The sequence below is a fragment of the Exiguobacterium undae DSM 14481 genome, assembly GCF_000620805.1.
Lineage (GTDB): Bacteria > Bacillota > Bacilli > Exiguobacteriales > Exiguobacteriaceae > Exiguobacterium_A > Exiguobacterium_A undae.
Map to the genome: position 1 here is coordinate 1,624,196 of NZ_KK211187.1, position 24,844 is coordinate 1,649,039.

Consider the following 24,844-nt stretch of genomic DNA (forward strand, 5'->3'; position numbering starts at 1 on the left):
CGTCCTGTCATGGAACGGGTTTTGTCGCCTTCTTTCCATTCACTGTTGCTCCGCGTACGCTTTAAAACGGTCAAGAATCGCCTGCCAGCCCGCTTGTTGCATTTCGGGCGGATTCGTCGACTCCGCTTCAAATGTTTCGACAACTTCCGTTTCATCACCATTTGCCGTAAACAGAATCGTCACGTGGCGTCCGTCGTCAATCGTGTACGCTAATTTTTCATAAAGAATCACCTCTAGGTAGACACCGGAAAAATCAAAGCCGACACTTCCATCCTTTGCCGCCATGTGACTGGAAAAACGACCACCTGCCTGAACATCATTCGTCGCTTCTGTCGTATGCCAATCGTCCGAGGCGGCATTCCAGGCTTTGATGTGTTCCGGTTCCGTCCAATACGTCCAGACTTCGGCGACAGGACGTTGGATTACGGTCTGGATTTGAATTTCTTGAGCATGGTTCATGTGAATCACTCCTCTGTAAGTTCAGAATCTGTTCCTTGTTTAACGTTCTGCTTTAACTGAGCAAATCCTTCTTTTAAGAAAAATGGTTTATTTTGTCAATCATTCAGGTATACTAACTTTACAGTTAATAAAAGTTAACCAGTTAATAAAAAGGAGTGTTAATAATGGAACAGCAGGCGATTTTGATTCTCGAACAGTACGACCAACTCAAAGTCATCAGTGATCCGATGCGGACAAAAATGCTGATGCATCTGATTGAACAGCCACATACCGGTCAGCAATTGGCCCAAAAACTTGACGTCTCCCGGGCAAAGATTTTGTATCATCTGCGGGAACTCGAAAAGTATCAGTTGATTCAACTTGTCGAGGAAGAAGTCCGAGGCGGAAATGTATTGAAGTTTTATCAGGCCGTCGCCCGCGGATTCATTCCGGCTGATCATCTCCTGAACCTTGTTGAGACGAAACAAGCGACACGCCAGTCTTATGTCGAGGTGCTTGACCGGGCGAAAACACGTGTCTTGACGGCGCCTGACCGCTCGTTTGCACCGCGTTCCTCTGACGTAGAGGACTGGGAAAGCTTGTCGTTCCAACAAGAACTTCGACTTTCACCTCAGCAATTCTTGACGTTTACGAAACGGTACCGGGAACTGTTGCAGGACATCGAACAGGATCTTTCATCCGAAGCGGACAAAAAATTATATTACGTGATGGCGACGGCGTTTGAGATTGATGCACCGTTAGTTCAAGCGGACGAGGAGGGAAGACATGCAGGCGACTGAGCAAAAAACGCATCACCCGCTCTTGCGGAACCGTTCGTTTCGAGCGCTTTGGCTCGCCAGCACCTGTTCCTTCCTCGCCTTATCGACCTACTTATTTGCCGAGCAATGGTATATCCTCCGCGTCTTGAAACTTGATGCTTATTTAGGTCTCGTCTTGATGCTGACATTGTTGCCGCGGATATTCTTGATGGTAATCGGCGGCGTGATTGCCGATCGATTCAAGAAATCAATCATTTTACGCTATTCCAGTCTGCTGCGATTCACCTTTGTTCTGCTGTTGCTGTCCGTCTATCACCTCGAGCTGTTGACGATCGTTCCACTCGCTGTATTTGCTTTTACATTCGGTTGTATCGATGCGTTCTTCTCCCCTGCCAGTGCGTCCCTGTTGCCCCTTCTCGTTTCGAAAGAAGATCTGACACGGGCCAATTCAATTCTTCAAACCTCCAATCAGATGGCGTTGTTCTCCGGTCCGTTGCTCGGCGGCGTACTGCTGACCTTCTCATCGTTCCGTTTCATATTTTTGACGATTGCACTGTTTCTTTTGCTCGCTTCGATCTCTACCTTTTTCATTCGCGAACATCCCGTCGCCAATCCGACTCGGACCTCCGCTTGGCTTGAGCTCGTGCAAGGATTTCATTATGTGTTTGCCGACCCATACTTAAAACGGATTCTCTTCCTGCTGATTATCATCAACTTCTTCTTTTTTGGTCCTTTGCTGATGGGGATTCCCCTGTTGGTCGACCGGGTTTTATTGGGTGAAGCTCTTGATCTAAGTTATCTCCAAGGTGCGTATCAGCTCGGCATGCTGCTTGGGGCTGCCTGGATCGGCTTCAATCACTCGATCAACCAGTCGTTTCGCCTGTTGCTGTCGTTGATTGGTCTGCTTGGAGTCGGTCTTGGGTTACTCGGACAAATCGGACACGTCTGGCAAGGCGTTCTGCTGCTGCTGACAATGGGAGGCATCTCCTCCATCATCAATGTTCTGATTTTGACGACGATTCAAACGACGACACGGCCACAGATGATGGGACGGGTCATGAGCCTTGTCAACGCCTCGTCAAACGGCTTGGTTCCATTGTCTTATGCGGCCTTGTCTCTTTCGCTGTCATTTGATGTCCGTCTCGAACAGATTCTGTTTTTGTGTAGTTGCGGTATCCTGATTGTAGTGTGTGTTGCCTTCGTTCGGATTCGGTGAACGCGTCAAAAAAAGTCATGTCCCGCCCGTTTCGGGGGTATATGACTTTAACTTGTCGAAATGAATAAACAGGAACGAAGAATCATGAGCCATTGAAACAAAACTAATCCGTGAGGAGGATGCCTGTATGAATATAAACATCCGTCAACTGTCAGCTCATGAGAATTCTCCGATGGAGCTTTTGCTATTAGCGGACCCGTCTCAGAAACTAATCGAAGAATATTTGAAAAGAGGTCGTTGTTTCGTAGCTGAAACAAGGAATCAACTGATTGGGGTACATGTGCTTCTACCCACGAGACCGCAAACGATCGAAATCGTAAATATTGCAGTAGACGAGAAGTATCAAGGCAACGGCGTCGGAAAATATCTCTTAAAACATGCAATCCAAACCGCGCAAGCGATGGGCTACACAACCATCGAAATCGGGACAGGAAATTCAAGCATTGGCCAGTTGGCACTTTATCAAAAATGTGGATTTCGGATTGTTGGAGTTGATCTAAATTTCTTCTTGCGGCATTACGAAAAAGACATTATGGAAAACGGTATCCGGTGCACAGATATGATTCGGTTATCTCAAGACGTATAAGAGTCTCTCCATACTCCCCTAGAACAACTCGTCGTCTATCATGAATGGAAACACAGAAGGAGTAATTCGTGCAATGAAGTTTGTCCCAGAAAAACGATTCGAAGCGACAAAAAGTGGTCCTTCTTGATAAAGAGAAGAACCACCACTTTGTCTTCAGTCATGTCCGAACTTAGGGCATGACTTTTGCGTTTATATGACTGTCGTGAATTTTTTTGCCGTTTCATTCAGTTCATGCGCTGATTCGCTGACGGTCTCAAACCGTTGCAACGTCTCTTCCATGACGGAGACACTGGACGAGGCATCGGCATTTGCCCGCGTGATGCCCTGTTGAATCCGCTCCAGTTCCTTGTTCATCTGTTCCGTCGTGTCGCGGACGTTAATGACGGCGAGCTCAACGAGTTTTGAGAGATTACGGACTTCCGTCGCGACAACATTAAAGCCGCTTCCGTGCTCACCGGCGCGTGCTGCTTCGATCGAGGCGTTCAGCGACAATAAGTTGGTCTGGGCGGCAATCTCTTTGATCGTCCCGGTGATTTTTGTGATTTCGGAAGACTGTTCCTGCAGATTCGTTAAGGTCCGTAAATTTTCCTTGGCATCATCCGCCATCTTCTCGATCGTTTGTTTGAGTTGCCGGCTTTCCTGTTTGCCTTGCACGGAACGGGCATCCAGATCCGTTGCGATGTCGGCAAAAGACGTCGCATACTCCTGGATGGTTTCTTGCCGGTCCGTGATATCAGAAGCGATCTTGACGACGCCGACGACTTTGTTTGCTTCATAAATCGGCATATAGGTCGCTTCCAGCCAAATCGAGTCGCCACGGGCGTCAATCCGTTCGATTTTATCAGCCGAGCTGAAACCGGCCAGTAGTTTGCTCCATAATTTCTGATACGCCTCACTGTTTGCAAAATCCGCTCGGCAAAACAGGTGGTGGTGCATGCCAATCATCTCATCGCGTTTGTACTTCATCGTCTTCGCGAACAAGTCGTTGACATCAACGACCCGGCGTTGCGTATCAAAACGAATCATTGCGACATTGTGGGTCAGGGCTTCCAGAATATCAGCAGAAGCAAGGGTTGGGTTTGTTAGTTGAGGTGTCGTCACGTGGTTAATCTCCTTCAGGTCATCATTTCAAATTTCATCCATTTAGTTACGAAACTATTTTATAGAAAAACGTTTTTGTTTGCCATTTATCATAACAAGTCCCATTTCCCCTTCAAATCAATCTGCTCAATTTAATAAAAACATTGACCCCTTTCTCAAAAGAGGTCTTTTTTAGGAATATCTACTCCTTTCTTTGCAACTTATTACCAATCACGAACTGCTTTCGTCAGGAAGTGGTTCTTGAAGCTCCGATGCATAAAAAAAGCCCTCTCCGATTCACGAAGAATCGAGGAGGACTTACTATTTCAGGGTAAAACCACGTTCATTTAAAAGAGTCTCCCATTCACTTAAGTACATATAATCCTTCGCACCGAGCGGATTATCGAGCTTCGTGATGAACTCGAGACTGTTTCCGTCCGGATCATTAAAATGAATTTTCGCATGAGCATGCTGGGCAATCGGCATGACGAACGGTTCCGTCCCTTCAAAACCGAATGCCTTACGTGGCGTATAACCACGCTCCGTCAGCCAACGAACCGAATCTCGCAAGCCGTCGAGCGAGACTTGAAAGGCGATATGCCGGATCGACGGATGATACGGCAACCCGACTTGGTCCGCTTGCCAGAGACCAAGCCAGCTTTGCTCTTCAACAATCCAAAGAAAGGCGATTTTTTCATCCACGATGTGATCAAGCTTCAATCCGAGTCCCCTATAAAACGCGATGGACCGCTGTAAGTCGCTGACGGGCAGATGTGCTTCATATAGGCCAAGAATCATCGCCGTTCACGTTCCTTCACGTGTCCGTTCAACGCCGCAATATAGCGGCTTGCCGAACGGGCGACGGCTGCATTCGCATCCGTAACAACGATTTTATGGAACGCGTCGTAAATCTGGTTAAAGCGGACGTCTTTTAAGGCGGACGCCATTTCAGCGACGGTCGTTGCCGGTAACGGAATCAGGTTCGGATAACTGTACATGAAGCTGACCCACGCCCGGTCGGCGACGACACGGACGATATCTCCCGTCAGTAAAATCCCGCGACCATCGTTGCCGGTCGTCCATTCGAGAACGGTCGCCCCGTCAAAATGACCGCCGATCCGGTGTAAGATGACATCCTCACTTAACGCAAGTTGGTCACCGGACCAGAAAACAATCTGTTTACTCGGTCGCGTCACCCACTCTTGATCCGCTTCGTGGATATACAGCGGGATACCAAATGTTTCCGCCCATTCGACCTGAGTCGCATAATAATGCGGATGCGATAACGCCATCGCATCGAGTTGACCTACTGCATCGATGACGGTCTGATCGAGATAGGTTACACAATCCCAAAGAACCCGTTTCGTTCCCGTGACAAGATAAGCCGTCTGTCCGATTCCGAACTTCGGCGTCGTGACCAGACTTTGAAGTCCCGGTTGTTCTTCTGTCACCGTCGTCTGATACGTCCCGGACGAAATCATGTCCGAAAGCGTCGTCCACGACTGACCGTTCGGATTGACGTATTGCCGCTCATCCGTACAAATCGGACAGATGTCGTCCCGCGTCATGTTTTCATCCATCTGTACTCCGCACGTCGTACAAATCAAATACTGCATCGAATTTCCCCCCTGTGTTTACTGTTTTCTGAGACGCATCACTGTATAATAAATCAGTGCGAAAATGACCGCTCCAATCACAAATCCGAGTAAGACACTGCCGTCAAACGTTCCTTTCACAGCGTACACAATGCTTAAGCCGATTAAGGCGCCGCATACAATCATCAAGATGCGGATCATCAGATTCGAGGTTGCCATGTTCATCCCCCCTTTCGAATAGGTGCTACAATGTTCTTGGCGCATCCGCCATCGCATTTGCGAGAATCATGTAAATGATTAAATTGATCGGAAGCGGAATGACAATGAAAATCAGGCGGACGGCCAATGACGAGATACCGAAGTGTTCCGCGAGTCCGCCGCACACCCCTTGAATCGATCGGTCCGTCGCTGATCTGCGTAATGATTGTGCCAATCGTCTCTCCTTCTTTCTCTAATCGTATGTTGGGTTAATCATCCATATGTTACAATAATTAGTATAACGCAACAGCGACTTGTTTGCAGGGGGCAACCTCGTCGAACCAGCATTCGCTAGAAAGGAACGATGAGATGGATATCTGGTATTTACTCCAAGAGCGAGCCGTTCCGGTCACGATTCTCGCATTACTGATGATGGGAAGTGCGGTCGTCGTCTTTACGGTATGGAAAAGACGTCTTGCCTTGTCGATGCCGCTGCGTCTGTTTACGACCATCGTTTGTTTAGTCTGCATTGTCGTTTCAGCCGGCTTGTTACTCTTTACGCTATTCCTTGGGTATAACTCTTGAGAAGATGCACCCTATACGATTAAAAAGACGTTACTTCCCCGTTCGGAAAGTAACGTCTTTTTTTATTCCCTTTCATCAAATGTCAGATTGACCGGTGTACGCGGTAACGACGTTTGACCCAGTTGGTTCGTTGTTGGAATACTACGCTCAACTTCATGAAAAGAAAATGAGTCCGCCCAAACTGTTCCTGCTTCCTCGAGTAAAAAACCGAAGTGAAGCGACAAGGCTTCTTCTGGAACATCCAGCACAATGGCGCAATATGTCCAGTCGGTTGAATCATGCAATGAACGGCCGGACATATTATCAAACTGTAGCGGATCACCGCTGATATCATCGACCCGAAACCATGCACCCGCCCGTCCTGCCTTCTCCGTCTTTAGAAAACCGGCGAACATCATCCGTTTCCCGCGGTAATCGACCGCCTGAATGCTTTGCATCATTGTCGCGAATTTACCTTTCGCCTTCTTTTTGGACATGTGGCTTAATTTTCCGGACTGAACTCCTTGATGTACGATATCCGAGTCCATTTCAAACTGATATTCTTCAGTGTCGGTCCCGCTCAAGAACCATCCTGTTGGTTGATTGGTTTGCATATGCCGTCTCTCCTTATCGGTTAATGTACTCATGATTTGGCGATAGCGCCGTGGCGGTAATCCGTATTGTCCTTTAAAGGCACGGGTAAAGGCTTCTTGCGACTGATAGCCACAATGAAGCGCAAGATCTAAAATCTCGTTGTCTGTCGTCCGCAAGATTCGTGCGCTGTCCGTCACACGTCTGATCCGAATGTACTCCCCTATCGTCTGTCCAATCCGTTTTTTAAACAGTCTTCCAAAATGAAAAGAAGAATACTGCACAGAAGCGGGCAACCGCTCCATTAAATCTTGTTTGTATAGATGTGCCTCGATGTAACGCATGGTTTCCCGCCAATCCTGTTCCTTCATGAGAACTCCCCCCCCATTTCTTGTTTCTGTATTCATTGTAATCGTGTATGCGTAATTTATTTTGATATTTTTTGCGGTCTTTTCGCAAAAAAGCCGACAATCCGTCGACTTTTTCCGTTTATTTTTGGACTGCCCGCTCAAAAGCAGACTGAGTACGGTATTCTTGATCCTGCCAAATCCAGCGTTTCGCTGTTCCATTAGCCAATCGATAGGTGTTCTGTTCGAATTGATTGCCGGAACTCGTTTTGAAAAAATGGGCGACAAACAGATTATCTTGCCCAGTCGTAAACGTATTGCGGTCAATCCGGTTATCGCGGACATCATGCTGAACCAGCAGTTGTCCCCCTTCCAGCCCTTTCGTATCATTGCCGGTGACTTGATTGGCCGTAATCCGGACCTGTTTCGTTCCACCCCGCTTCTTGTCGTATCCGCCGATTGAAATGCCGGTAAAGCGGTTTTGTTTGACCAGATTGCCGCGGACCGTGACTTGTTCTGCGTATTTCCCCGCATGTTCACTCGTTACTTCGATGCCGATATCATTCCGCTCGACGGTATTGTTTTCGATTGTCAGCTGTTTCCCGCCGTCGACATAAATACCGGCTGCATTGTACTCCTTGCCGTAAAAAGGATTGCCATAGCTTGAGCTGTCGGAGACAACATTCCCGGCAATCGTCCCGTTCCGTGCATAATCTTCTGCCGGATTCGTTGCGACCCCTTCATATCCGATTAAGTCGATCCCGATGTTATCGTTGCGCCGAACGATATTGTTCGTGACGGAAAATCCGTCGATGTTGCCGTTCAGCACCAAGGCTTCGCTTGCGCCCAGCCGGTTGTCTTCGACCCGATTTCCCCGGACGGTGATCTGCTTCAAGCGACCGGTCCCATAAATCGCAATCCCGTGGGCGTTGCCGTCTTTGGCGTTCGTCTTGATCCGACGGACCTGATTGTCGATCAATTGAATGTTTCGCCCTGTGCCGGTGACAAACATTCCGATCGGCGTCTCATTAGTTCGTGTTGTTTCGATGTCTGCGACAACCAGTCCTTGAATCGTCACGTACTGTCGATTTTCGATCCGGACGAGTGCCGTGTCCCCGTCTTTTTGCTTCAGCGTCTTCCCACTTAACACCACTTTCTCCTTTTGATAATTCTTGAAGACGACCGGTGCTTGTTTCGTCCCGCTGTACTTGACCGTCAACGCTTCCGTGTACGTTCCTTTGCGGAGGTACACCGTCGTTCCAGCTTTCGCGAGCTGACTGGCTCGTTTCAGCGTTTTCAGCGGTTGTTTAATTGAACCGGCATTCGTATCCTTACCGGTCGGGGCGACATACAGAACTTTTTTGGCAGCTGTCGACTCCGCCGGTTCTTGTTGCCACGTCGCCGAACAGCCAAATAGTCCGAGCGACAGCAAAAGAATAAATCGTTTTTTCACGTAAATCTTCCTTTCCTTGAACACTTTTCTGATTGTAAATAACATCCAATCCTTTACACTTATCTTATTTACATACAAAGGACGTAAAGTGGATGTTGAAACAAATGCTCGTCTGTTCACTATCGGCGCTTTTACTCGCCGGTTGCAGTTCGGAAGAAGCTGTGCCGAAAAAAGTCGTCCAATCGACGGAACTGCCGTTGACGCTCGAACAATCCAGTATCCGTTCCACGATGTTAGGAAATGAGATGAATGACATTCAGACTCCTCAAAGCGTGAAGCTTAAAAAAGAGGAAAGTATTTTTACGATTTCTTTGTCGACAACTCCTGTCGGCGGTTCAAGTGACGATACACTATAAAAACAGACCTGTCTCTTCGTAAAAAGAGGCAGGTCTGTTTCGTTCAGTGCCGCTGATGCGGCAAGGGAATCGTTAACGGTTTGAAGTCCGGTCCGAGCAGGACTTTTATCAAAAAAATCAGCTGTCCGGTGTGATAGGCATAATGCGCGAGTTGCCGTTCAATCGCGTCAACGACAAGATGCGGTTCACCGCGGATCAAAACGGTCCGCTCCAAATCGTCCGCTGTCAGGGAAGCAAGCGTTGATTCAACAAGTCGCCAGCCGTCGTTCCATAGTTTTAGCAAGATTTCTTTATCGTGTCCCTGATCGACGAACTCGGCGTCCCGGTTGCGGTCCGGCTTTTCTCCGTCTGTCGTCAGAAAGTCGGTCCAACGAGAGGTCATATTGTTCGTCATATGCTGGATCAACAACGCGACGCTGTTCGTATCCGGTGCCAGTATCTGATGGAACTGTTCCTCGTTCAGCCAATCGAGTGCCTGCTCCGCCGGTTCCCGGACGGCCCGGAACCTCGCTTGAATTGCTTTCAAATACACCTCTTCAAAAGCCATTTCATTCCCTCCCTTTACTTACTGTTAATCCATCACGAAGTCCACGCCATTTGCTCCGATGACCGGTATCGTCCGTAACGTTTTTAAGTTGTCATCCGTGACGATCAATCGGCCTTTTCCGGAAAGTGACGTTTTACTTTCAGTGAAATACGACGTCTTCTTATATGGATTCCGGTACAAGTAACGGTAATAGTTACCTTGCTTCCAAAAATCCGGTCGGACCGTTTCAACTCGGAACGCTTGTCCGAACGTCCACTGGACGAGCCGTTGATCGGTATCATTTTCACCGGTGCCGATGATTTGATAACCCGTCTGGTTGTTGATCATCCGCATCGGTTCCGTCGCCCAGTAGTTGACATCATCCAATACTGAAAATGACTTTTGCTGCATCGTTCCGTCCGTCTTCAGCTTGATCATCACGCCGTCGGTCGTCGCAAAATACGCGGTATCTTTCACGCCGTATAACGCCGTATAGGCATACGGTTCGTCCGCTTTTCGAATGACGCGTGATTTTCCGGTCGTCTGGTCGAGCAGGACCATTCCGGCCGCTTCTTCTTTATCATTCTCAGATCCGTTGTTGGCATAAGCAATCGTCTGATCCAGTTCAAGGATCGGTGAATCAAAGACCGGCATCAGCCGGTCTTCAATCGGATACCGTTTGTCTGTCCGAACGTTGATTAACTGAATTTTTTCCTTCGGCTTCGAGGCATTCGATTCCAGCCAGACATCTTTCCCGTAATGGGCAACGGATGTGATCGCTGTATTCGGGACCTGATGTTTTGTAAACGTGCCCCGTTTTAAATCGTACGTAAAAAAGTGATCGGCTTCGATGCCTTGCGGGTGATGCGCATAGATGTGCCGCGGGTCGGTTCTTTTTTGTGACAGCCTCATCCAATAGAAATCCGGGTCAGCAATCGCTTCCGTCTTTAATTCTTTACCCGTTTTTGACAGTGTCGTCATCAATCCCGGTTCCTGCGGATCATCCTGCGTTTCTTTAAAACGGTTAATATCGCTTCCATACAGCAGGATGACCTGACCGTCTTTTGGTGTAAACGTCATCGTCGTGAGATCCTTCGAAATGACCGGATAGGAAACTGCTTTTGGTTCCTCCGGACGCAATCCAAGATATAAAGCACCTGCACTGATTAAAACGGTCAGGCCCGCCGATCCGTAAAGCATTCGTTTTTTCCATGATTGAAGCACTGTTATCATCCTCTTCTCTGTCATTCTCTTTTTAATTATACGCATTTACTGGAAAATTGACCCTGATTAAAACGGAGAATGTCCAAAGATTTACGGAAGGATTACCCAATAAAATTTTTATAAGGGTTCGATTCATTTTTATGAATTTAAACCGATAAGTTACATAAGATACACGTAAACTATCATCAGGAGGCTTATATGGACACGACACGGACTCATTCCATCAGAACACGTCTACTTCTCATCATCAGCTTGATCCTCATTCTTTTCTTTGTTTTCAGCAGTCTTTCCCTTTATCTCACGACCAAACAAACCGCTCTGTCGACGCTCAAAAAAACGGCGGAACAGGATGCTTTACGAATCGCCAGAAACGTCGATTCCGAAGCCTATCAGAAATTTTTAACGAATCCAACCAACGATGCGACGTACGACCAATTACGCGAATCATTGGATCAACTGCGACAGCAAAACGGTCTCTTGTACGCGTACACCGCGACGATCGACGACAATCAAGTCAAATTGTTGATTGACGGGCTTCCGGTTGCTGACGCCGCTAAGATCAATGATCCGGCAACAGGGGCTGTCGCGGCCGATATGAAAGAGGTTTTACAAGGGAAAACGCACTCGACCGATGTCATCGACGATCCGAAGTTCGGTCAGTACATCAGTGTCTATGTCCCGTTAAAAAGTACGACGGGTGATATCATCGGGATTTTAGGGGTCGACATTGCGGCAAAAGACGTCGAGACCTTGACGACGACGCTGTTAAAACAGACGTTGCCGCTGTTTCTCGGTTTACTCGTCTTACTCTTACTGTTGACGCTCGGGTCACTGTATTACATACTCGGTCGAAAACTGAAACCGCTCGAAACGCTTCAATCCGTCGCGCGAATGATTGCCGACGGAAAACTTTCGCAAGCCGATCAGACGATGCAACAACTAAAGATTCCGGCAAAAGATGAAATCTACACGCTCGCCCGTTCGATTCAGCAGATGAACGAAACACTCCGCCTGATGATCGTCGACATCAAACGGACGACGGCTCTCGTCACGGACACGAGTCAGGCGATAGATGCCGGGACGACGGAAGTCCTCGACGGTTCAACGCAGATTGCCGAGACGATGTCGGAAATCGCGACCGGTACGGAAAGTCAGACGCACACGACACTCGCCTTGACCGATGAGATGACCGGCTTCTCTTCGCTCGTTCAAAAGACGACCGATGACAGTCAGCAAATCGAGCAGACGGTTGAGACGATGCGTGTGGCGACGCGCGACGGACAAACGCAGATGAAACAATCCGTTTCCCGAATGAATACGATTCATACGCACGTCGTCGAAGCGACGGAGCAGGTCCGCCAACTGAAACAACAGTCCACCGACATCCAAGCGCTCGTCACGATCATCCGCGACATCGCGGCACAAACGAACTTACTCGCACTCAATGCGGCCATCGAAGCGGCACGTGCCGGCGAACAAGGCAAAGGATTTGCTGTCGTCGCAACCGAGGTCAAACAGTTATCGACCCATGTCGCGAGCAGTGTCGATCAGATTGCTGCAATCGTCCAGAATATCACCGGGAATTCAACGCAAATGGAAGTCCGGTTCGCCGAGACCTTACAGGAGACGGTCTCCGGTCAACAGGAGATTCAAGCGACGGACGGCTCGTTCACTCAAATCGCGGAACAAGTCGGAACAGTCGCGGCGTCCGCTGCCGGAATGCGTCAACAAATGCTTGACGTCGCCAGAACCGAAGCCCGGATCCGCAATGCCCTGACGGAAATTGCCGCTGTCGCCGAAGAACACACGGCCGGCAATGAAGAAGTGGCGGCGGCGTCCGAGCAGATGATTGCGACAATCACCGGACTGCATGTCCTCGTCGAAACGTTAAATGAAACATCGACCTACTTAACGAATCAGACGGAGAAATTCGATCTGACGTAATCAACAAGCGTCCGTTTCCTCGACAGGAGACGGACGCTTGTTTACACTAAAAATTGATTTGATATTGCTAGCGGCTACATACGAACCGCCCCACCTGAAAGGATGATTGACGATGAAACAAATCCATCACCTCTGTATCCAGACGACCGACTACACCGCGTCAAAAACGTTTTATGAGCAACTGGGATTCGAACTGGTCCAGGAATCCCCAGATTTCCACACCCGTGCTTTTAACAGTTGGCTGAAGCTCGGTGACTTCTACATCGAACTTCAGACGAACAAAGTCGACGAGACCTTGACGCCTTATACGAAACATACGGCAGGTCCCGTCCATTTCGCTCTATACGTCGACGATCTGCAGACAGAAGTCGCCCGGCTCGAACAACTCGGGATGCCGTTTTTACCGAAGCACGGCGGCAACATCTACTTCGTCGTCGACGGTCACCTCAGTAAGTTAAAAGCGCCGGAAGGAACGATCATCGAGTTGCGGGATACATGGACGATCAACGGCTGAAGTATTTTCCCTGTTACTTCCGGTTAATCGATTCATTTAATTTGATGCGATATTGATCATTCCAAGAGGGCTCATCCTTGATGAGATCGTCACAGAACGCCGCGACATCCGGTCCCGTGATGTCTGTGACGGTTTTCCCTTCTGCTGCCCCCATCTCAAACAAATCGAGTAATCCCTCGAAAATCCGACGGGTCGACGGCCAATCCACCGGTCCTCCGGCGATTGCCAAATATTTTTGAATCGCACGATAGGCATGGAAATAGTCAGCAGGTAAACGTTTCGCGCGACGCTCCATCTCTCGGTAGTGCCGTTTATCTTCTAAGTTACCCATGATTTTTTCAACGATACTCATACAGGCTCTCCTTTCGGTTGACTCATTTTCAGTTCTGTCAGCTTGCTGGAAACGAAGCTCCAACGCTCCCAAAATGAAGCAAGCCGCGCTTGACCGGCAGCATTCAAAGTATAAAACTTCCGTGGTGGTCCTTGTGTCGATGGTTTTTTTACGGTATCGACGAGTTGATTTTTTTCAAGCCGCATCGTGATCGTGTAGACCGTCCCTTCCACCACATCCGTAAAGCCCAACTCACGTAACTGCCTTGTGATTTCATACCCGTACGTCTCTTCCCGGCTGATGATTTCGAGCACACATCCTTCGAGCACACCTTTTAACATTTCTGTGATGTCTTCCACGGCATTCCCTCCACTCAAGTACTCTGTATTACTATCTACAAGTATATAGTATAACTAACTAGTGACCATGTCAATGAGGGGTTGAATGTTTTGACTGCAAACGATCATGGTGATGGATGTATTCGCAAGTAGTTAATAACAAGAAAAAAACAACGCATGCTCGTAGTCGACATGCGTTGTTTTATGTATAACCATCGAAGGTTTTTGTAAGATTCAAGGTTTTGTGCGGGAAATGTTCGAACCCAGTTATTGCATTTTTCCCAGGCTTATTCATGTAAAGTCATCTTAAATACTGTTAACCTAAGACCAATAGGGAAAATATGGTTCGTTTGATTTTCAAAATTAACAATAGGGAACATTTATTACGTCCATTCTCTATTTCTGATATAGATGGTCTCTCATTTTTAAACACTTTAAAATACAACAACATTATTGAAAGGAGGAGTGGTTTTGAAGAAGTTACTCTTGTTCGTTTTACTCTTCACGGGAACAATCGTTTTAAACGGGTGCACGACCATGACTTCAACCAAAATAAGTGACGATAGATCAGTGATTCATTTTGATGCAACTTCAATCCTTTCGCTTGGCCGTGCTCATCAAATAAAGATGCTTATGCTGTCTAGTGTCCCTACAGATTCAATCGCTGTGTCAGATGCGAATGAAGAGTTACGCGTGATGAAAGCAGATAATACCAAGCACTTAGAAGAGATGACCATTCTACAGCACGATGAACCCGCTGCGGAAGAATTTAAAACCCTTGTCATCGACTATCTTGAAGTAGAAAACGCATATATAGACAAAAAGATTGAGAGCCTTTATTCAGACAACGTGCGTCACCCGAGTCGATTTTCGATGGAGACACTGTATTCAAGAGTCGATGCTGAACTCCCTAACTTCCGATATGAGCCGAATTAACAATCAAAACTCTTTCTGAGCGAACAGTTGAATTCCATCAATTTGCAAGATCTCAATAGTATAAAAAGATTCGAATTGATACGATGAAGGGATTTTCCAATCAAAAAAAGTAATTTATTCTGAAAAGAGGAATCAGGCAATGAATTTAAACTATCAAATGACTTTTGAAGACTTTATGGCACTACAAAAGGATGCTTTAAACAGGACACGCCATCATCAAGCAAGATCTAATGTTGCTTTCATAGCGTTGGCTCTGATGGTGTTGCTACTCAGCCTTATCATTTTCACTATTCTCGAACCACTTTTTCTTGGGTTTTTTTCGGAAAATGTACGCCAACTCATCATCATCTGCTTGTCTTTTGTTCCAGTTCTCTTATTGAAATCGACTTTAGTAAAGTATTATGAATTCGTTACACTCCGGCAAGTGAGATCTTCACTTAAAAACGATAAGCGATGGCCGCGAAATGTAACGTTACACCTTCATGAAACGGGCATTCAATCAAATTCCACGTATAACGGTATCGTTAAAAACACGGACATCGCATGGGAAGAGTTTAAAGCGGTCAGTGAAGATGATGACCGCCTCTTCCTATACTTTGAAAATAACGAAGCACTTATTTTACCGAAAACTTACTCTTCATGGACTGAAACAGAACACATGCTGCTTCGTGATTTGATAAAACAACACTTGAACCATGACTTTGGACAAGAAAAAAAATAACCGTCTGTTTCTAGTTCAATTCTTAATCTAAACGACCCCTACCTTTGCCGTACTTAAAGGTGGGGGTCGTTTACATTCATGAGGTTTGATCACTTTTTCCCGCTGTCTCAAACGTATACCTGTTAAAGAATGGCGCCTCTATGCCTCTTGTGGAGGTGAGATGCTACATTGGTACCGAACGGTTAATAGACGTTTTTTTCACTTGATTCCTAAATTCTCGAGATAGGTCGTTTTTGTCTTGTCGAGTTTCCGGTACACGGTCTTCGGGTTTTCAATCCGGACGTACTGGTCCCCCTGCTGTTGATATATACTATGCTGCGGCGGTTTCTGGTCCATCGCTTTGCCCGGCACATCATAATATAATTCAATCCAGTCCCCATCGTCACTCACCTCGATACCGGTCTCTTTCCGCTCGATGGGTGCCTCGTTCTGACGAATAAGTTCTTCGTTCTCAAGTTTCAGCACGGTCTCGATCGATTCGTTGAATTTCTTTTGGTAGTCTGGCGGTGGATCAGGTTCTCTGAATATGTAAAATACGATCAGCGCGCCCAGACTGACAAGCAGCATCTTTCGAAAATTCATCTTCCCCCTCCTGTTCGATAGGTCTCAGCTGTTCGTTTCAAACTGACAGGCAATCCGTAAATCAGACCGTTTGTCCCAGCCTTTATCGGTCACCCGTTGTTGAAAGATGGCGTGGCGCGGTAATCCTTTTGAAAACAACGGGGTTGGACGAATCGTCCGGGTATATAAATCTGATGCGCCGTATGCCAGGTACAACTGAAATTGTCCGTCTGTTAACTTCGCCGCAATCGCCGTCACCGTCTCCGGAAAATGCGCGATTGCGTCACAGGTCGACTGATACGGCGGCAACTCGTTTTTCAGATGCATCCGGGCCTGATTTTTGACCGACCATGGCAACGGCTTCCACGACTTCAATTGTTCTTCATACTGTTTTTCCGTTTCTTCCGATCTATCTGCCGTGTCGTAATATACGACATCGATGTCCTGTTCCTCCGTCAAAGTCAGTCCCCAGATCAATGACCGGATATAGCCGGCGCAAATCCAGGCGTCCGGCAGTCCGAGCCGGTCGACGAGAACTAACTGTTCACGTAGTGTTTCATTTTCGGATAATGAATTGTAAATTTCGTTTGTTCCTTGCATTGATATGCCCCCATTTAGGTCTTCAGCTTTTTCCACGTCTTCGGATAGGTCCGCAACTCTTTTTTCGTCGGATGCTCGGGGTCCAGTTTCTTTCCGCGACGTTCAAGGATCGAATCGGTCATCAAGAGTGCGACGGCGAGTACAAGATAAATGCCGATGCTGGTGAAAAACGGCAGACCGAGATTCAAGACGACCGGCAGGAACAGACCGACCAATACGATGAAACAATAATCAATCACGTATTGAACTTGAATGATCCGCTTCATGTTCCGATGTTCCGTCAGTGCCATATCCCGGTTCACTTCTTGTGAGTGGAGCCGGGCAATCAGTACCAAGGCAACGACGAGCACGGCAAACGGCCAGTAGGCACCTCGGTTGGCGACGACCAATACGATACTTATCCCGTACAATAAGGCACTCAGCAACCGTTGTTTCATCAGTCGGCGTTTTGCTTCCTGAATAAAGCGGGTGCGTTCTTGTTTATTTTTCATACCTCGTTTCTCCTCTCACCAGGACGGCGGGTCATTTCGATGATGGATGTCCAGTTCGTGGTCGTTCGAAGTGTACTCCCGGTCGTCCAATGTCCGTTCACGATAACCGCGTCTTGCTGCTAAAATCGTGACGGCAACTCCAACTACAGCGAAAATTCCAATAAAGATCATCTTTATTCCCCCTTTTTGGATATCATCTCCTTAGCATTTTATTCGATTTCACTGATTGATTTTCCTTTATTTGTTTATTTCGTCAATGAATTGAATAAATAAGTTTTCAAGAATAACTTAAAGGGTAATTTGAATATATCTTTAATTCAAATTACATACTGACGAGGTGATTCTATCCGTTATGTCCAATCATTCGATGCATTCCCATACTGATTTTTTACTTATTACACTGTCCTATCTGATCGCTGCAACTTCTGCCTACATCGCGATTGAACTCGCCCGTCGCGTCAACCGGGCGGCACCGAGGTCAAAACACCTGTGGCTGATTGCCGGCGGTTCGGTTCTCGGGCTGGGCATTTGGTCGATGCATTTCGTCGCCATGCTGGGACATAAAACGTTAAACGAAGCTACTTATTCATTTCCACTTGTCTTTTTGTCGGCAGTCATTGCCGTCGTCGGTTGTATCCTCGGCTTTTACATTGTCTCGCGCGGCATGTCCCGGCAGTCTTTTCTCGTCGGCGGCTTTTTGATGGGCAGTGCGATTGCCGGCATGCATTACGTCGGCATGTATGCGCTCCAAGGAATGACACTCCAGTTTCATGCAGGATACGTGTTGACCTCGATCTTAATTGCCATCTTCGCTTCCTGGACGGCATTGTGGATCGGCTTCTTTTCGAGTTATGCAAAACAGGACATGCTCGTTCAAACCAAAGTCTTTTTCGCCTTTGTCATGGGTGTCGCCATCTTCGGGATGCACCACGTCGGCATGATGGGACTTGAATTTCAGACGGTCGCTTCTTTTGAAACGAATCGGGTCATCGAACCGACTTTGCTCGTAACACTCGTCTCCACCGTTACGTTGTTTCTGTTCCTCGCCTTTTTTGCCAGTGTTCTGCTTGACCTGCAGCTCCGGAAGCGGGATTTGATTCAGGCTACGATTCTCGAATCGACGGAAGACGGTGTCGTGACGACGAACCGGGAGGGACAACTTCAATATGCGAACTCTCGATTCCATGCGTTTTTCCCGATTTCCAATACCTCATTAGCAGCGTATCATCCAAATCTTCGACCGGACGTGCCGGAGCATACGAAACAGATTATCCATGTAGAGGATCAGATTCTTGAAGTGGTCAATCATCCGCTCCAAGGTGAAAAACTGGACCAAACACTCTGGTTTTTCCGGGACGTGACCGACCAAACCACCTCTCTTCAACTGATTGAGCATTTAGCTTTTCACGATCGGCTGACCGATTTACCAAACCGGGACAAGGTGGGTCTTTATATCAACGAACAGATCAAACGTCAGATTCCGATCTCCTGTCTCTACATCAGCATTGACCGCTGGCAGTTTTTAAGTGACATGCTCGGTCACGCCGGGGTCAATCATCTGCTTCTGCAAATTTCCGACCGATTACAAAAGACGATTCATCCGCAGGACGTGTTGGCCCGGATTGAATCTTCCGAATTTTTGATTGTCCTGAGTGACGAGCGAAGCAGCCTTGCGACACAAGGCAGAAAAATGTTACACGGCTTTAGCACAACCGTTTGATATTGACGGCACTGTCATTTCCCTGACAATGAAAGCCGGAATCAGTCATTATCCGGAAGATGCAACGACGTCGGAAAACTTGATGTATTATGCCAAGTTGGCGCTACATGCCTCTTTTCATACCACACAAACCGCTATTAAGGAATTCAAGATTGAAACGCGGGATGAAATTCTCCGGACTGTTCAAATCGAACAGTATTTAGCTCAGGCACTGGATCAAAACCAGTTTGAAATCGTCTTTCAACCAAAGATTTCGGCGGTACAACAAAAAATGACAGGCGTCGAAGTGCTAGCCCGGTGGACACAGTCAGAACTCGGTTTCGTGTCCCCTGCCGAATTCATCCCGATTGCTGAAAAAACAGGTGCCATCCATGCGCTTGGTGACTGGGTACTGCGGACAGCCTGTCTGCGCTGGGTCGCATGGAAAGAAGCCGGTGTCTCTCCCTTCTCCATTGCCGTCAATGTCTCACCGCTCCAATTTGCCAGTCAGGAATTCTTGCCGCGGCTTGAAAAGATTCTGCTAGAAACTCATATGGATCCTGCTTATCTTGAGCTGGAAATCACAGAATCTGCTGCCTTGTCGTACGAAACCGCCACTTATGAGAAGTTGGCAACCATCCAAGCCCGTGGCATCCGGGTATCACTGGACGACTTCGGCACCGGTTACTCGTCGTTTACCCAACTGCGTTCTCTGTCGGTTCAACTGCTTAAAATCGACCGTTCCTTCATTACGTCCCTGTTTGAGGAAAAAAATCAGCAGGCGATTGTCCAGTCGATGATTCAACTGGGACATAATCTCGAGATGGAAGTATTGATTGAAGGTGTTGAGACAGTGGAACAAGCGGACTGGCTCGCTCGGGAAGGTTGCGATTACTTTCAGGGGTATTATTTCAGCCGTCCGTTGACAGAGACTGCGTTGATGGACTATTTAACGGCAGACTCGATGGATGAACACATCATGTAAGCCTGTTCTCGTGTTGTTTGACTCACAGACCTCAACTTAATCATGTCAGCACCTGCTTCTATCTCATTAAGTTGAGATAGAAGCTTTTTCTATGACTAGAGTACATAGGACTTCCGGACCGCATCTCGTCCTCTTTAAGCATCGATTTAGAAACGCGTAAACAGTTCACTAGTTCCATAAAAAAGGGAAATATGTTCTTCGTATTCTGAAGAATTATTACGAAATCATTGCATTTGGGAACAATTAACAGTATATTTTGTTTAACTATTCTGATAATTATTACCAAACTTTTTTAAAGGAGCGTGTCCCATGAAATGGTCTGCCAAGAACAAGCTTTCATTGATCACTGCATCATGTCTTGTCGTCGGTACTTTCGGATTGGTTGCTTCAACGACAGATGTCTTTAAAGATAGCACTTCCTCAATTACGTCGGTTGCAAGCGAAAAAAAACAAGCGGGCGTCAGTCAAACGATCACACCGAAAACACTCTCGATTGCCAAACTGATGAAACAAGGTCTTGTCCAAACCTACCCAGGAGATCCTAATCTCGCGAAATCGGCGTTCCGTGTCGACCGTTTGTTAAGTGCTCCACCCAAGTCATTGAATTTAGTGGCAAAGGACGGACATCGGTTTATCACGGTTCCTTTTATCATGGAAGATACTTCTCATCACGATGGTGGGTACAGCGTGTATAAACCCAACCGCTTTACACTGAAAGACGAAACCGGAAAAGAATACGAATCCGTCGATTACGTCAACCGGAACGAAAAAGCATGGAAAAATACCCATCAGTATTTTGCCCCGTACCGTTCACAAGTGGATGTCGTCTATCAAGTACCAATTAACAAAAAAACCTTTGTTCTGTTTGCCTCAAGTGATGCATTCGCTAAAACACATACCGTTAAAATCGAAGTCGATTAACTTCAACACGCTTGATGCTTCCATGGCGTCAGGTGTGTTTTTACTTACATGCATGCCGAAGGAGTGTGATTGAAATGATTTCTTTTATTTGGAATTCCTGGTGGCGCAACAAGGAGTGGTTCATCCTGCTCCTCGTCGGTGTCCTGATTGTCAGTACCGGACTCAGTTATCTGATCGGGACGACGCAAGCGAGCAACGGCACTGTCGTTGATGAACTGCAGAAACGCTGGGGTTCCTCCTATGATATCGTCGTTCGTCCGCCGGACAGCCGCAGTGTGACGGAAGACTTAAAGTTGCTTGAGCCGAACTATATGAGCGGTCTCGACGGCGGCATCACGATGCAACAGTACAAAACAATTCAAAAAATTTCCGACGTTGAAGTCGCCGCACCGATTGCGATGATCGGGAATTATTATGCGGATGCCCAGATTGGGACATTCGATTTCAAAGAACAAGGCATCTATAAAGTCATCATTCAAGACGTTCAGGATACCGGTTTACAGAAAGAACAACAGTCCAGTTCATCCTTCTTAGGTGCCGGATGGTCTCCTTCCGAGGGGGATGGCTTGAACCGGGATATTTCACCGCAAGCCTTAGGAAAACAACCGCTGATGGAGTTCGGCAGTGCAACGATGCTTGCCGGAATTGATCCGGAAGCAGAAGCAAAACTCGTCGGTCTTGACCAAGCAACCAAAAAAGCGACACACAGCCGTTATTTCACAAAAGACGACATCGCGACAGATAACGGAGACGATGTATGGAATATCCCGTTGATTTTAAATAGTCACGAATACGTCGATGCCTACCGGAAATATCGTTACGAAAAAGTAGACATTCCTTTGGTTAATGATTCGATGACCGAGACAGTCAATGCCATCATGAAAAAAGGTGGCGCATCGTATCTGAAGACACTTCCGGTGCAACCCGCTAAGGTGTACAAGATCACGACGAGCGAAACCTCGAAAGAGCTCGTCAACGATATTTTAAAAGGAACGGTCCCGTCTAAACCAACCGGAAGCTTCGATTGGATGTATTTAAAACCGTCTGCCGTCGAATACCAGACACTGACCAGTCCCTATGCTACCCGTTGGCCGTTTGCGTATCAGGTTACACCACAGGAAGTGCCGAAAGATGTCCTGCTGGCAAAACGGACGATGTATCGAAAAGCTCGGTCGTTTGGAGATACATCGATTAATTTAAAGTCTGTGCCTAAAATGAAGTTGAATTTCATCGGTGTCTTTGACCCACAAAAACTGAACATTTCAAAGGATCCGTTAACCGAGCTTCCGATGGAAACGTACTTCCCGGCGAAAGCCCAATGGGTCATGGACAAAAACGAACGTCCCGTTAATCCGGTCCGCGACGTTAAGCCGACGAATGATCCGTATGACTTCCTGACGAAACCGCCGTCGATGCTGACGACACTGGATGCGGCGTTTAAGCTCCGTGGTGATAAAGCCATTTCGGCCATTCGGGTCAACGTCAAAGGGGTCGAAGCCATGAATGCGACAAGCGAAAAAAAATTGCAGGCTGTCGCTCAAGAGATTGAAGACAAGACGGGACTGATTACCGATGTGACACTTGGTTCCTCCCCGCAACTCGCCCTGACCTACCTGCCCGGCTTAAAAAATGAATCTGCTTTAGGTTGGGTCCAGCAGCCGTGGATCAAGCTCGGTTCCTCGATGGCGATTTTTCAAGAGGCGAAAGTCGGCATGAGCGGTGTCATCGCGAGTGTGATTGCGGTCGCCCTCGTTTATGTCTTCAGCTCGAATATTATTTTGCTGTATGCCCGTAAAAAGGAATTTGCGATTTTACTGTCGCTCGGCTGGCGTCCGCGTCAGTTGTCAAAGCTGCTGTTTTTGGAAGCGACGCTACTCGGTACCTTCGTCGCCCTGATTTCCTGGACGATTCTCGGGTCCTTCTGGCTGACGACGGATCATCCGATTGCGCTTGGCCGGATTTTGCTGATTGGTCTCGCCGGTCTGTTGATTTACTGGGGCGGGACGCTTGTTCCGATGGCTCTGATCCGCCGTATCCAGCCTTTTGAAAGCATGCGCTCCGGCGAAGTCTCAAAAGGCCGTCGGCTCGTCCGGTCGCAATCGATTTTCGGGATGAGTCTCAATCAGTTGTTCACGTACTGGCAACGGACGTTGCTGTCAGTCGTCGCGATTGCCCTGCCGACGAGTCTGTTCATCTTCTTCCTCTTCGTGACATTCCGGCTGAAAGGCGTCTTGTATGCGACCTGGCTCGGCGAGTACGTCGCGCTTGAAGTCGGTACGATGCACTACGTCGCAATGGCAGTCGCACTCTTGATTGCCATCCTGACGACAACGGAAATCATGTGGCAAAACGTCAATGAGCGGAAACCGCAACTCGCTGTCTTAAAAGCAACCGGTTGGCGCGACGGTTGGATCCGGCTCCTTGTCCTGACGGAAGGCATGTTAACCGGTTTATTCGCCGGTCTGATTGGTCTCCTGATTGCGCTCGCCATGATCGGATACGTCTACAATCAGTTCCCGATCAACGAGCTCTTGTTCCTCAGCGTAATGCTGTTCATCCCGGTCGTGACCGGCGTCCTCGGTGCCCTGTTACCAGCACAACGGGCCGTCCGGATTACGCCGAATGCGGCGATCGGCAGTGTCGCCGTCAATACCCAGGCGACGGAACGCCGCTTTAAACTGGCCCTTGGCACGATCGGCGTCGCCTTGGTCGCCGGCGTTACGAGCCTGTTCCTGTTTGCTGCAAACGAAGATATCACGCAAACACCAAAACAGGCGCAGGATAAACCGCCTGCCGTTCAAACGACAGGTGCGAAAATCGCTGATTCAAAACAGACCGAGTCGAAGAAAAAGACGGCGGTTTCGCAGACGGAAACCGATAAAAAAATCAAGAAGCTGATGAAAAAAGGCATGGTGCAGACGACTCCGGGCGGCGAACAGATCAGCAATCAGTTCTTTTATGTCGATCCGCTGATCGAGACACCAAAAGAACTGGATTTACAAGAAAAACCGGGTTACCGTTTTGTGACGGTTCCGGTGACCATGCAGGATAATCAGGACCCCCGCTCAAAAGGGTCCGTCGCCAACTACCGGCCAAGCACTTATGCGATGACCGCTCCTGACGGGAAAGAATACTTGCCGGTTGATTATGTCAATCATAATGAAAAAGCCTGGAAGTTCAGCTATCAGTATGTTTCGGGCGAAAAATCACGTGTTGATCTCGTCTATCAAGTACCGGAAGACGAAAAAGTATTGGTCCTGTATGCATCGGATGATGCATTCCCGAGAACGGTCACGGTCAAAATCGACTTGGATGCCGCACCCGGTGCTGATTCCAAACCGAAGCAAACACCAAAAACCGTCAAACAGGATTCCGGTGCCGTTCAAGAAATCATGAATCAGGCGATGGTCCGCACGTTCCCCGGTGATCCGGAGCTGAAGAAAGCGATTTTCCGGGCCGGTGCTTTGTTGCCGGAACCGCCGAAAGAGTTGAAACTGCCGGCGTTGCAGGATGAACAGTATGTCACCGTACCGGTTATCTTACGCAACTATACAGCACCTGAAGGCGAAGGATACGGCACGTACCGCCCGAACCGCTATACGCTGACCGACGCTGATGGCACCGTCTATGAGTCCGTCGATTATGTCAATCACAATCCGGACGTCTGGAAATCCGGTTACCAGTACTTCTCTCCCCGTGCATCCCGCGTTGACCTCGTCTTCCAAGTGCCGGAGCAGGACAACACGTATGTCCTGTTCGCCAAGGACGAAGCGTTCGCGAAGTCCGTCGCTGTCAAGATTGAGGTGAAGGCAAGCAAGGATAAAACATCAAATTGATCTGAAGGAGGCTT

General features: G+C 47.9%; 29 protein-coding genes. 13 read left to right on the top strand and 16 right to left on the bottom strand.

The features are described 5' to 3' along the window. Nucleotides 1-39: 39 nt before the first annotated feature. Nucleotides 40-459: an SRPBCC domain-containing protein gene (locus P397_RS0108965; RefSeq protein ID WP_028106254.1), complete on the bottom strand. Its 420-nt coding sequence runs from the start codon at nucleotides 457-459 to the stop codon at nucleotides 40-42. A gap of 164 nt (nucleotides 460-623) precedes the next feature. Here P397_RS0108965 and P397_RS0108970 point away from each other — a divergent pair, with 164 nt between their 5' ends. The 3 genes from P397_RS0108970 (at nucleotide 624) to P397_RS0108980 (ending at nucleotide 3,019) form a co-directional block, all read left to right on the top strand. After that, the gene (locus tag P397_RS0108970) at nucleotides 624-1,238 is read left to right on the top strand and encodes an ArsR/SmtB family transcription factor (RefSeq protein ID WP_028106255.1); all 615 of its coding nucleotides are present in this window, start codon (nucleotides 624-626) and stop codon (nucleotides 1,236-1,238) included. Beyond that, on the top strand, nucleotides 1,225-2,433 hold the full coding sequence (locus P397_RS0108975) for an MFS transporter (protein ID WP_028106256.1): 1,209 nt from the start codon (nucleotides 1,225-1,227) through the stop codon (nucleotides 2,431-2,433). Before P397_RS0108970 ends, P397_RS0108975 begins: the two co-directional genes overlap by 14 nt. Nucleotides 2,434-2,566: 133 nt before the next feature. Further along, nucleotides 2,567-3,019, top strand: a complete 453-nt coding sequence (locus tag P397_RS0108980) for a GNAT family N-acetyltransferase (RefSeq protein WP_028106257.1) — start codon at nucleotides 2,567-2,569, stop codon at nucleotides 3,017-3,019. Between the two features lie 189 nt (nucleotides 3,020-3,208). On the opposite strand, the gene P397_RS18130 is transcribed toward P397_RS0108980, so the two are convergent. The 5 genes from P397_RS18130 to P397_RS0109005 all read right to left on the bottom strand — a co-directional run bounded on the left by P397_RS18130 (nucleotide 3,209) and on the right by P397_RS0109005 (nucleotide 6,127). Next, nucleotides 3,209-4,120, bottom strand: a complete 912-nt coding sequence (locus P397_RS18130) for a methyl-accepting chemotaxis protein (RefSeq protein WP_028106258.1) — start codon at nucleotides 4,118-4,120, stop codon at nucleotides 3,209-3,211. 300 nt (nucleotides 4,121-4,420) lie between these two features. Further along, complete coding sequence (locus tag P397_RS0108990) at nucleotides 4,421-4,897, bottom strand: VOC family protein (RefSeq protein WP_028106259.1); 477 nt, start codon at nucleotides 4,895-4,897, stop codon at nucleotides 4,421-4,423. Beyond that, on the bottom strand, nucleotides 4,894-5,715 hold the full coding sequence (locus P397_RS0108995) for a hypothetical protein (RefSeq protein ID WP_028106260.1): 822 nt from the start codon (nucleotides 5,713-5,715) through the stop codon (nucleotides 4,894-4,896). Before P397_RS0108995 ends, P397_RS0108990 begins: the two co-directional genes overlap by 4 nt. 18 nt (nucleotides 5,716-5,733) lie before the next feature. After that, a complete protein-coding gene (locus P397_RS0109000; RefSeq protein ID WP_028106261.1) occupies nucleotides 5,734-5,913 on the bottom strand; it encodes a hypothetical protein in 180 nt (59 codons plus the stop codon). A gap of 25 nt (nucleotides 5,914-5,938) precedes the next feature. Then, entirely contained in the window at nucleotides 5,939-6,127 is a 189-nt protein-coding gene (locus P397_RS0109005) for a PspC domain-containing protein (RefSeq protein WP_012370394.1), read from the bottom strand. Between the two features lie 134 nt (nucleotides 6,128-6,261). On the opposite strand from P397_RS0109005, the gene P397_RS0109010 reads away from it, so the two are divergent. Then, complete coding sequence (locus P397_RS0109010; RefSeq protein ID WP_035414132.1) at nucleotides 6,262-6,477, top strand: hypothetical protein; 216 nt, start codon at nucleotides 6,262-6,264, stop codon at nucleotides 6,475-6,477. A 62-nt stretch (nucleotides 6,478-6,539) separates the two neighbouring features. Here P397_RS0109010 and P397_RS0109015 read toward each other — a convergent pair whose 3' ends face one another. Together P397_RS0109015 and P397_RS0109020 are read right to left on the bottom strand one after the other, a co-directional pair. Continuing rightward, entirely contained in the window at nucleotides 6,540-7,418 is an 879-nt protein-coding gene (locus P397_RS0109015; protein ID WP_028106263.1) for a helix-turn-helix domain-containing protein, read from the bottom strand. A 118-nt stretch (nucleotides 7,419-7,536) separates the two neighbouring features. Next, on the bottom strand, nucleotides 7,537-8,847 hold the full coding sequence (locus P397_RS0109020) for a right-handed parallel beta-helix repeat-containing protein (protein WP_028106264.1): 1,311 nt from the start codon (nucleotides 8,845-8,847) through the stop codon (nucleotides 7,537-7,539). Between the two features lie 92 nt (nucleotides 8,848-8,939). Between P397_RS0109020 and P397_RS0109025 the strand changes: the two genes are divergently transcribed. Continuing rightward, a complete protein-coding gene (locus tag P397_RS0109025; RefSeq protein WP_028106265.1) occupies nucleotides 8,940-9,203 on the top strand; it encodes a hypothetical protein in 264 nt (87 codons plus the stop codon). Nucleotides 9,204-9,246: 43 nt separating this feature from the next. Here the strand turns inward: P397_RS0109025 and P397_RS0109030 are convergent, their stop codons facing one another. Beyond that, on the bottom strand, nucleotides 9,247-9,750 hold the full coding sequence (locus P397_RS0109030) for a DUF1572 family protein (protein WP_028106266.1): 504 nt from the start codon (nucleotides 9,748-9,750) through the stop codon (nucleotides 9,247-9,249). Nucleotides 9,751-9,774: 24 nt separating this feature from the next. Beyond that, complete coding sequence (locus tag P397_RS0109035) at nucleotides 9,775-10,953, bottom strand: hypothetical protein (RefSeq protein ID WP_028106267.1); 1,179 nt, start codon at nucleotides 10,951-10,953, stop codon at nucleotides 9,775-9,777. A gap of 198 nt (nucleotides 10,954-11,151) precedes the next feature. On the opposite strand from P397_RS0109035, the gene P397_RS0109040 reads away from it, so the two are divergent. Continuing rightward, nucleotides 11,152-12,897, top strand: a complete 1,746-nt coding sequence (locus P397_RS0109040; RefSeq protein ID WP_028106268.1) for a methyl-accepting chemotaxis protein — start codon at nucleotides 11,152-11,154, stop codon at nucleotides 12,895-12,897. Nucleotides 12,898-13,009: 112 nt separating this feature from the next. Continuing rightward, nucleotides 13,010-13,411 carry a VOC family protein gene (locus P397_RS0109045; protein ID WP_028106269.1) on the top strand — a complete coding sequence of 134 codons (402 nt, stop codon included), beginning with the start codon at nucleotides 13,010-13,012 and terminating at the stop codon, nucleotides 13,409-13,411. A 13-nt stretch (nucleotides 13,412-13,424) separates the two neighbouring features. On the opposite strand, the gene P397_RS0109050 is transcribed toward P397_RS0109045, so the two are convergent. Together P397_RS0109050 and P397_RS0109055 are read right to left on the bottom strand one after the other, a co-directional pair. Further along, nucleotides 13,425-13,763, bottom strand: coding sequence for a DUF1048 domain-containing protein (locus P397_RS0109050; RefSeq protein ID WP_028106270.1), 339 nt, complete (start codon nucleotides 13,761-13,763; stop codon nucleotides 13,425-13,427). Then, nucleotides 13,760-14,101, bottom strand: coding sequence for a PadR family transcriptional regulator (locus P397_RS0109055; protein ID WP_026832972.1), 342 nt, complete (start codon nucleotides 14,099-14,101; stop codon nucleotides 13,760-13,762). Before P397_RS0109055 ends, P397_RS0109050 begins: the two co-directional genes overlap by 4 nt. Before the next feature lie 450 nt (nucleotides 14,102-14,551). On the opposite strand from P397_RS0109055, the gene P397_RS0109060 reads away from it, so the two are divergent. After that, nucleotides 14,552-15,016 carry a hypothetical protein gene (locus P397_RS0109060; RefSeq protein WP_028106271.1) on the top strand — a complete coding sequence of 155 codons (465 nt, stop codon included), beginning with the start codon at nucleotides 14,552-14,554 and terminating at the stop codon, nucleotides 15,014-15,016. A 139-nt stretch (nucleotides 15,017-15,155) separates the two neighbouring features. Next, nucleotides 15,156-15,737, top strand: coding sequence for a YcxB family protein (locus tag P397_RS0109065; protein WP_028106272.1), 582 nt, complete (start codon nucleotides 15,156-15,158; stop codon nucleotides 15,735-15,737). A gap of 198 nt (nucleotides 15,738-15,935) precedes the next feature. Here P397_RS0109065 and P397_RS0109070 read toward each other — a convergent pair whose 3' ends face one another. The 4 genes from P397_RS0109070 to P397_RS17980 are packed head-to-tail and all read right to left on the bottom strand — an operon-like array spanning nucleotide 15,936 to nucleotide 17,560. Beyond that, nucleotides 15,936-16,319: a hypothetical protein gene (locus P397_RS0109070; protein ID WP_028106273.1), complete on the bottom strand. Its 384-nt coding sequence runs from the start codon at nucleotides 16,317-16,319 to the stop codon at nucleotides 15,936-15,938. A gap of 24 nt (nucleotides 16,320-16,343) precedes the next feature. After that, on the bottom strand, nucleotides 16,344-16,898 hold the full coding sequence (locus P397_RS0109075; RefSeq protein ID WP_028106274.1) for a nucleotidyltransferase family protein: 555 nt from the start codon (nucleotides 16,896-16,898) through the stop codon (nucleotides 16,344-16,346). 14 nt (nucleotides 16,899-16,912) lie between these two features. Continuing rightward, entirely contained in the window at nucleotides 16,913-17,389 is a 477-nt protein-coding gene (locus P397_RS0109080; protein ID WP_028106275.1) for a hypothetical protein, read from the bottom strand. A gap of 15 nt (nucleotides 17,390-17,404) precedes the next feature. Continuing rightward, nucleotides 17,405-17,560, bottom strand: coding sequence for a hypothetical protein (locus tag P397_RS17980; protein WP_167331057.1), 156 nt, complete (start codon nucleotides 17,558-17,560; stop codon nucleotides 17,405-17,407). Between the two features lie 181 nt (nucleotides 17,561-17,741). Here P397_RS17980 and P397_RS18080 point away from each other — a divergent pair, with 181 nt between their 5' ends. The 4 genes from P397_RS18080 (at nucleotide 17,742) to P397_RS0109100 (ending at nucleotide 24,830) form a co-directional block, all read left to right on the top strand. Further along, nucleotides 17,742-19,109, top strand: coding sequence for a sensor domain-containing diguanylate cyclase (locus P397_RS18080; protein WP_051523951.1), 1,368 nt, complete (start codon nucleotides 17,742-17,744; stop codon nucleotides 19,107-19,109). Next, the gene (locus tag P397_RS18085) at nucleotides 19,060-20,073 is read left to right on the top strand and encodes a putative bifunctional diguanylate cyclase/phosphodiesterase (protein ID WP_051523952.1); all 1,014 of its coding nucleotides are present in this window, start codon (nucleotides 19,060-19,062) and stop codon (nucleotides 20,071-20,073) included. Before P397_RS18080 ends, P397_RS18085 begins: the two co-directional genes overlap by 50 nt. A 309-nt stretch (nucleotides 20,074-20,382) precedes the next feature. After that, on the top strand, nucleotides 20,383-20,994 hold the full coding sequence (locus P397_RS0109095; RefSeq protein WP_026832980.1) for a hypothetical protein: 612 nt from the start codon (nucleotides 20,383-20,385) through the stop codon (nucleotides 20,992-20,994). A 74-nt stretch (nucleotides 20,995-21,068) separates the two neighbouring features. Beyond that, complete coding sequence (locus tag P397_RS0109100; RefSeq protein ID WP_028106276.1) at nucleotides 21,069-24,830, top strand: FtsX-like permease family protein; 3,762 nt, start codon at nucleotides 21,069-21,071, stop codon at nucleotides 24,828-24,830. Nucleotides 24,831-24,844: the final 14 nt, after the last annotated feature.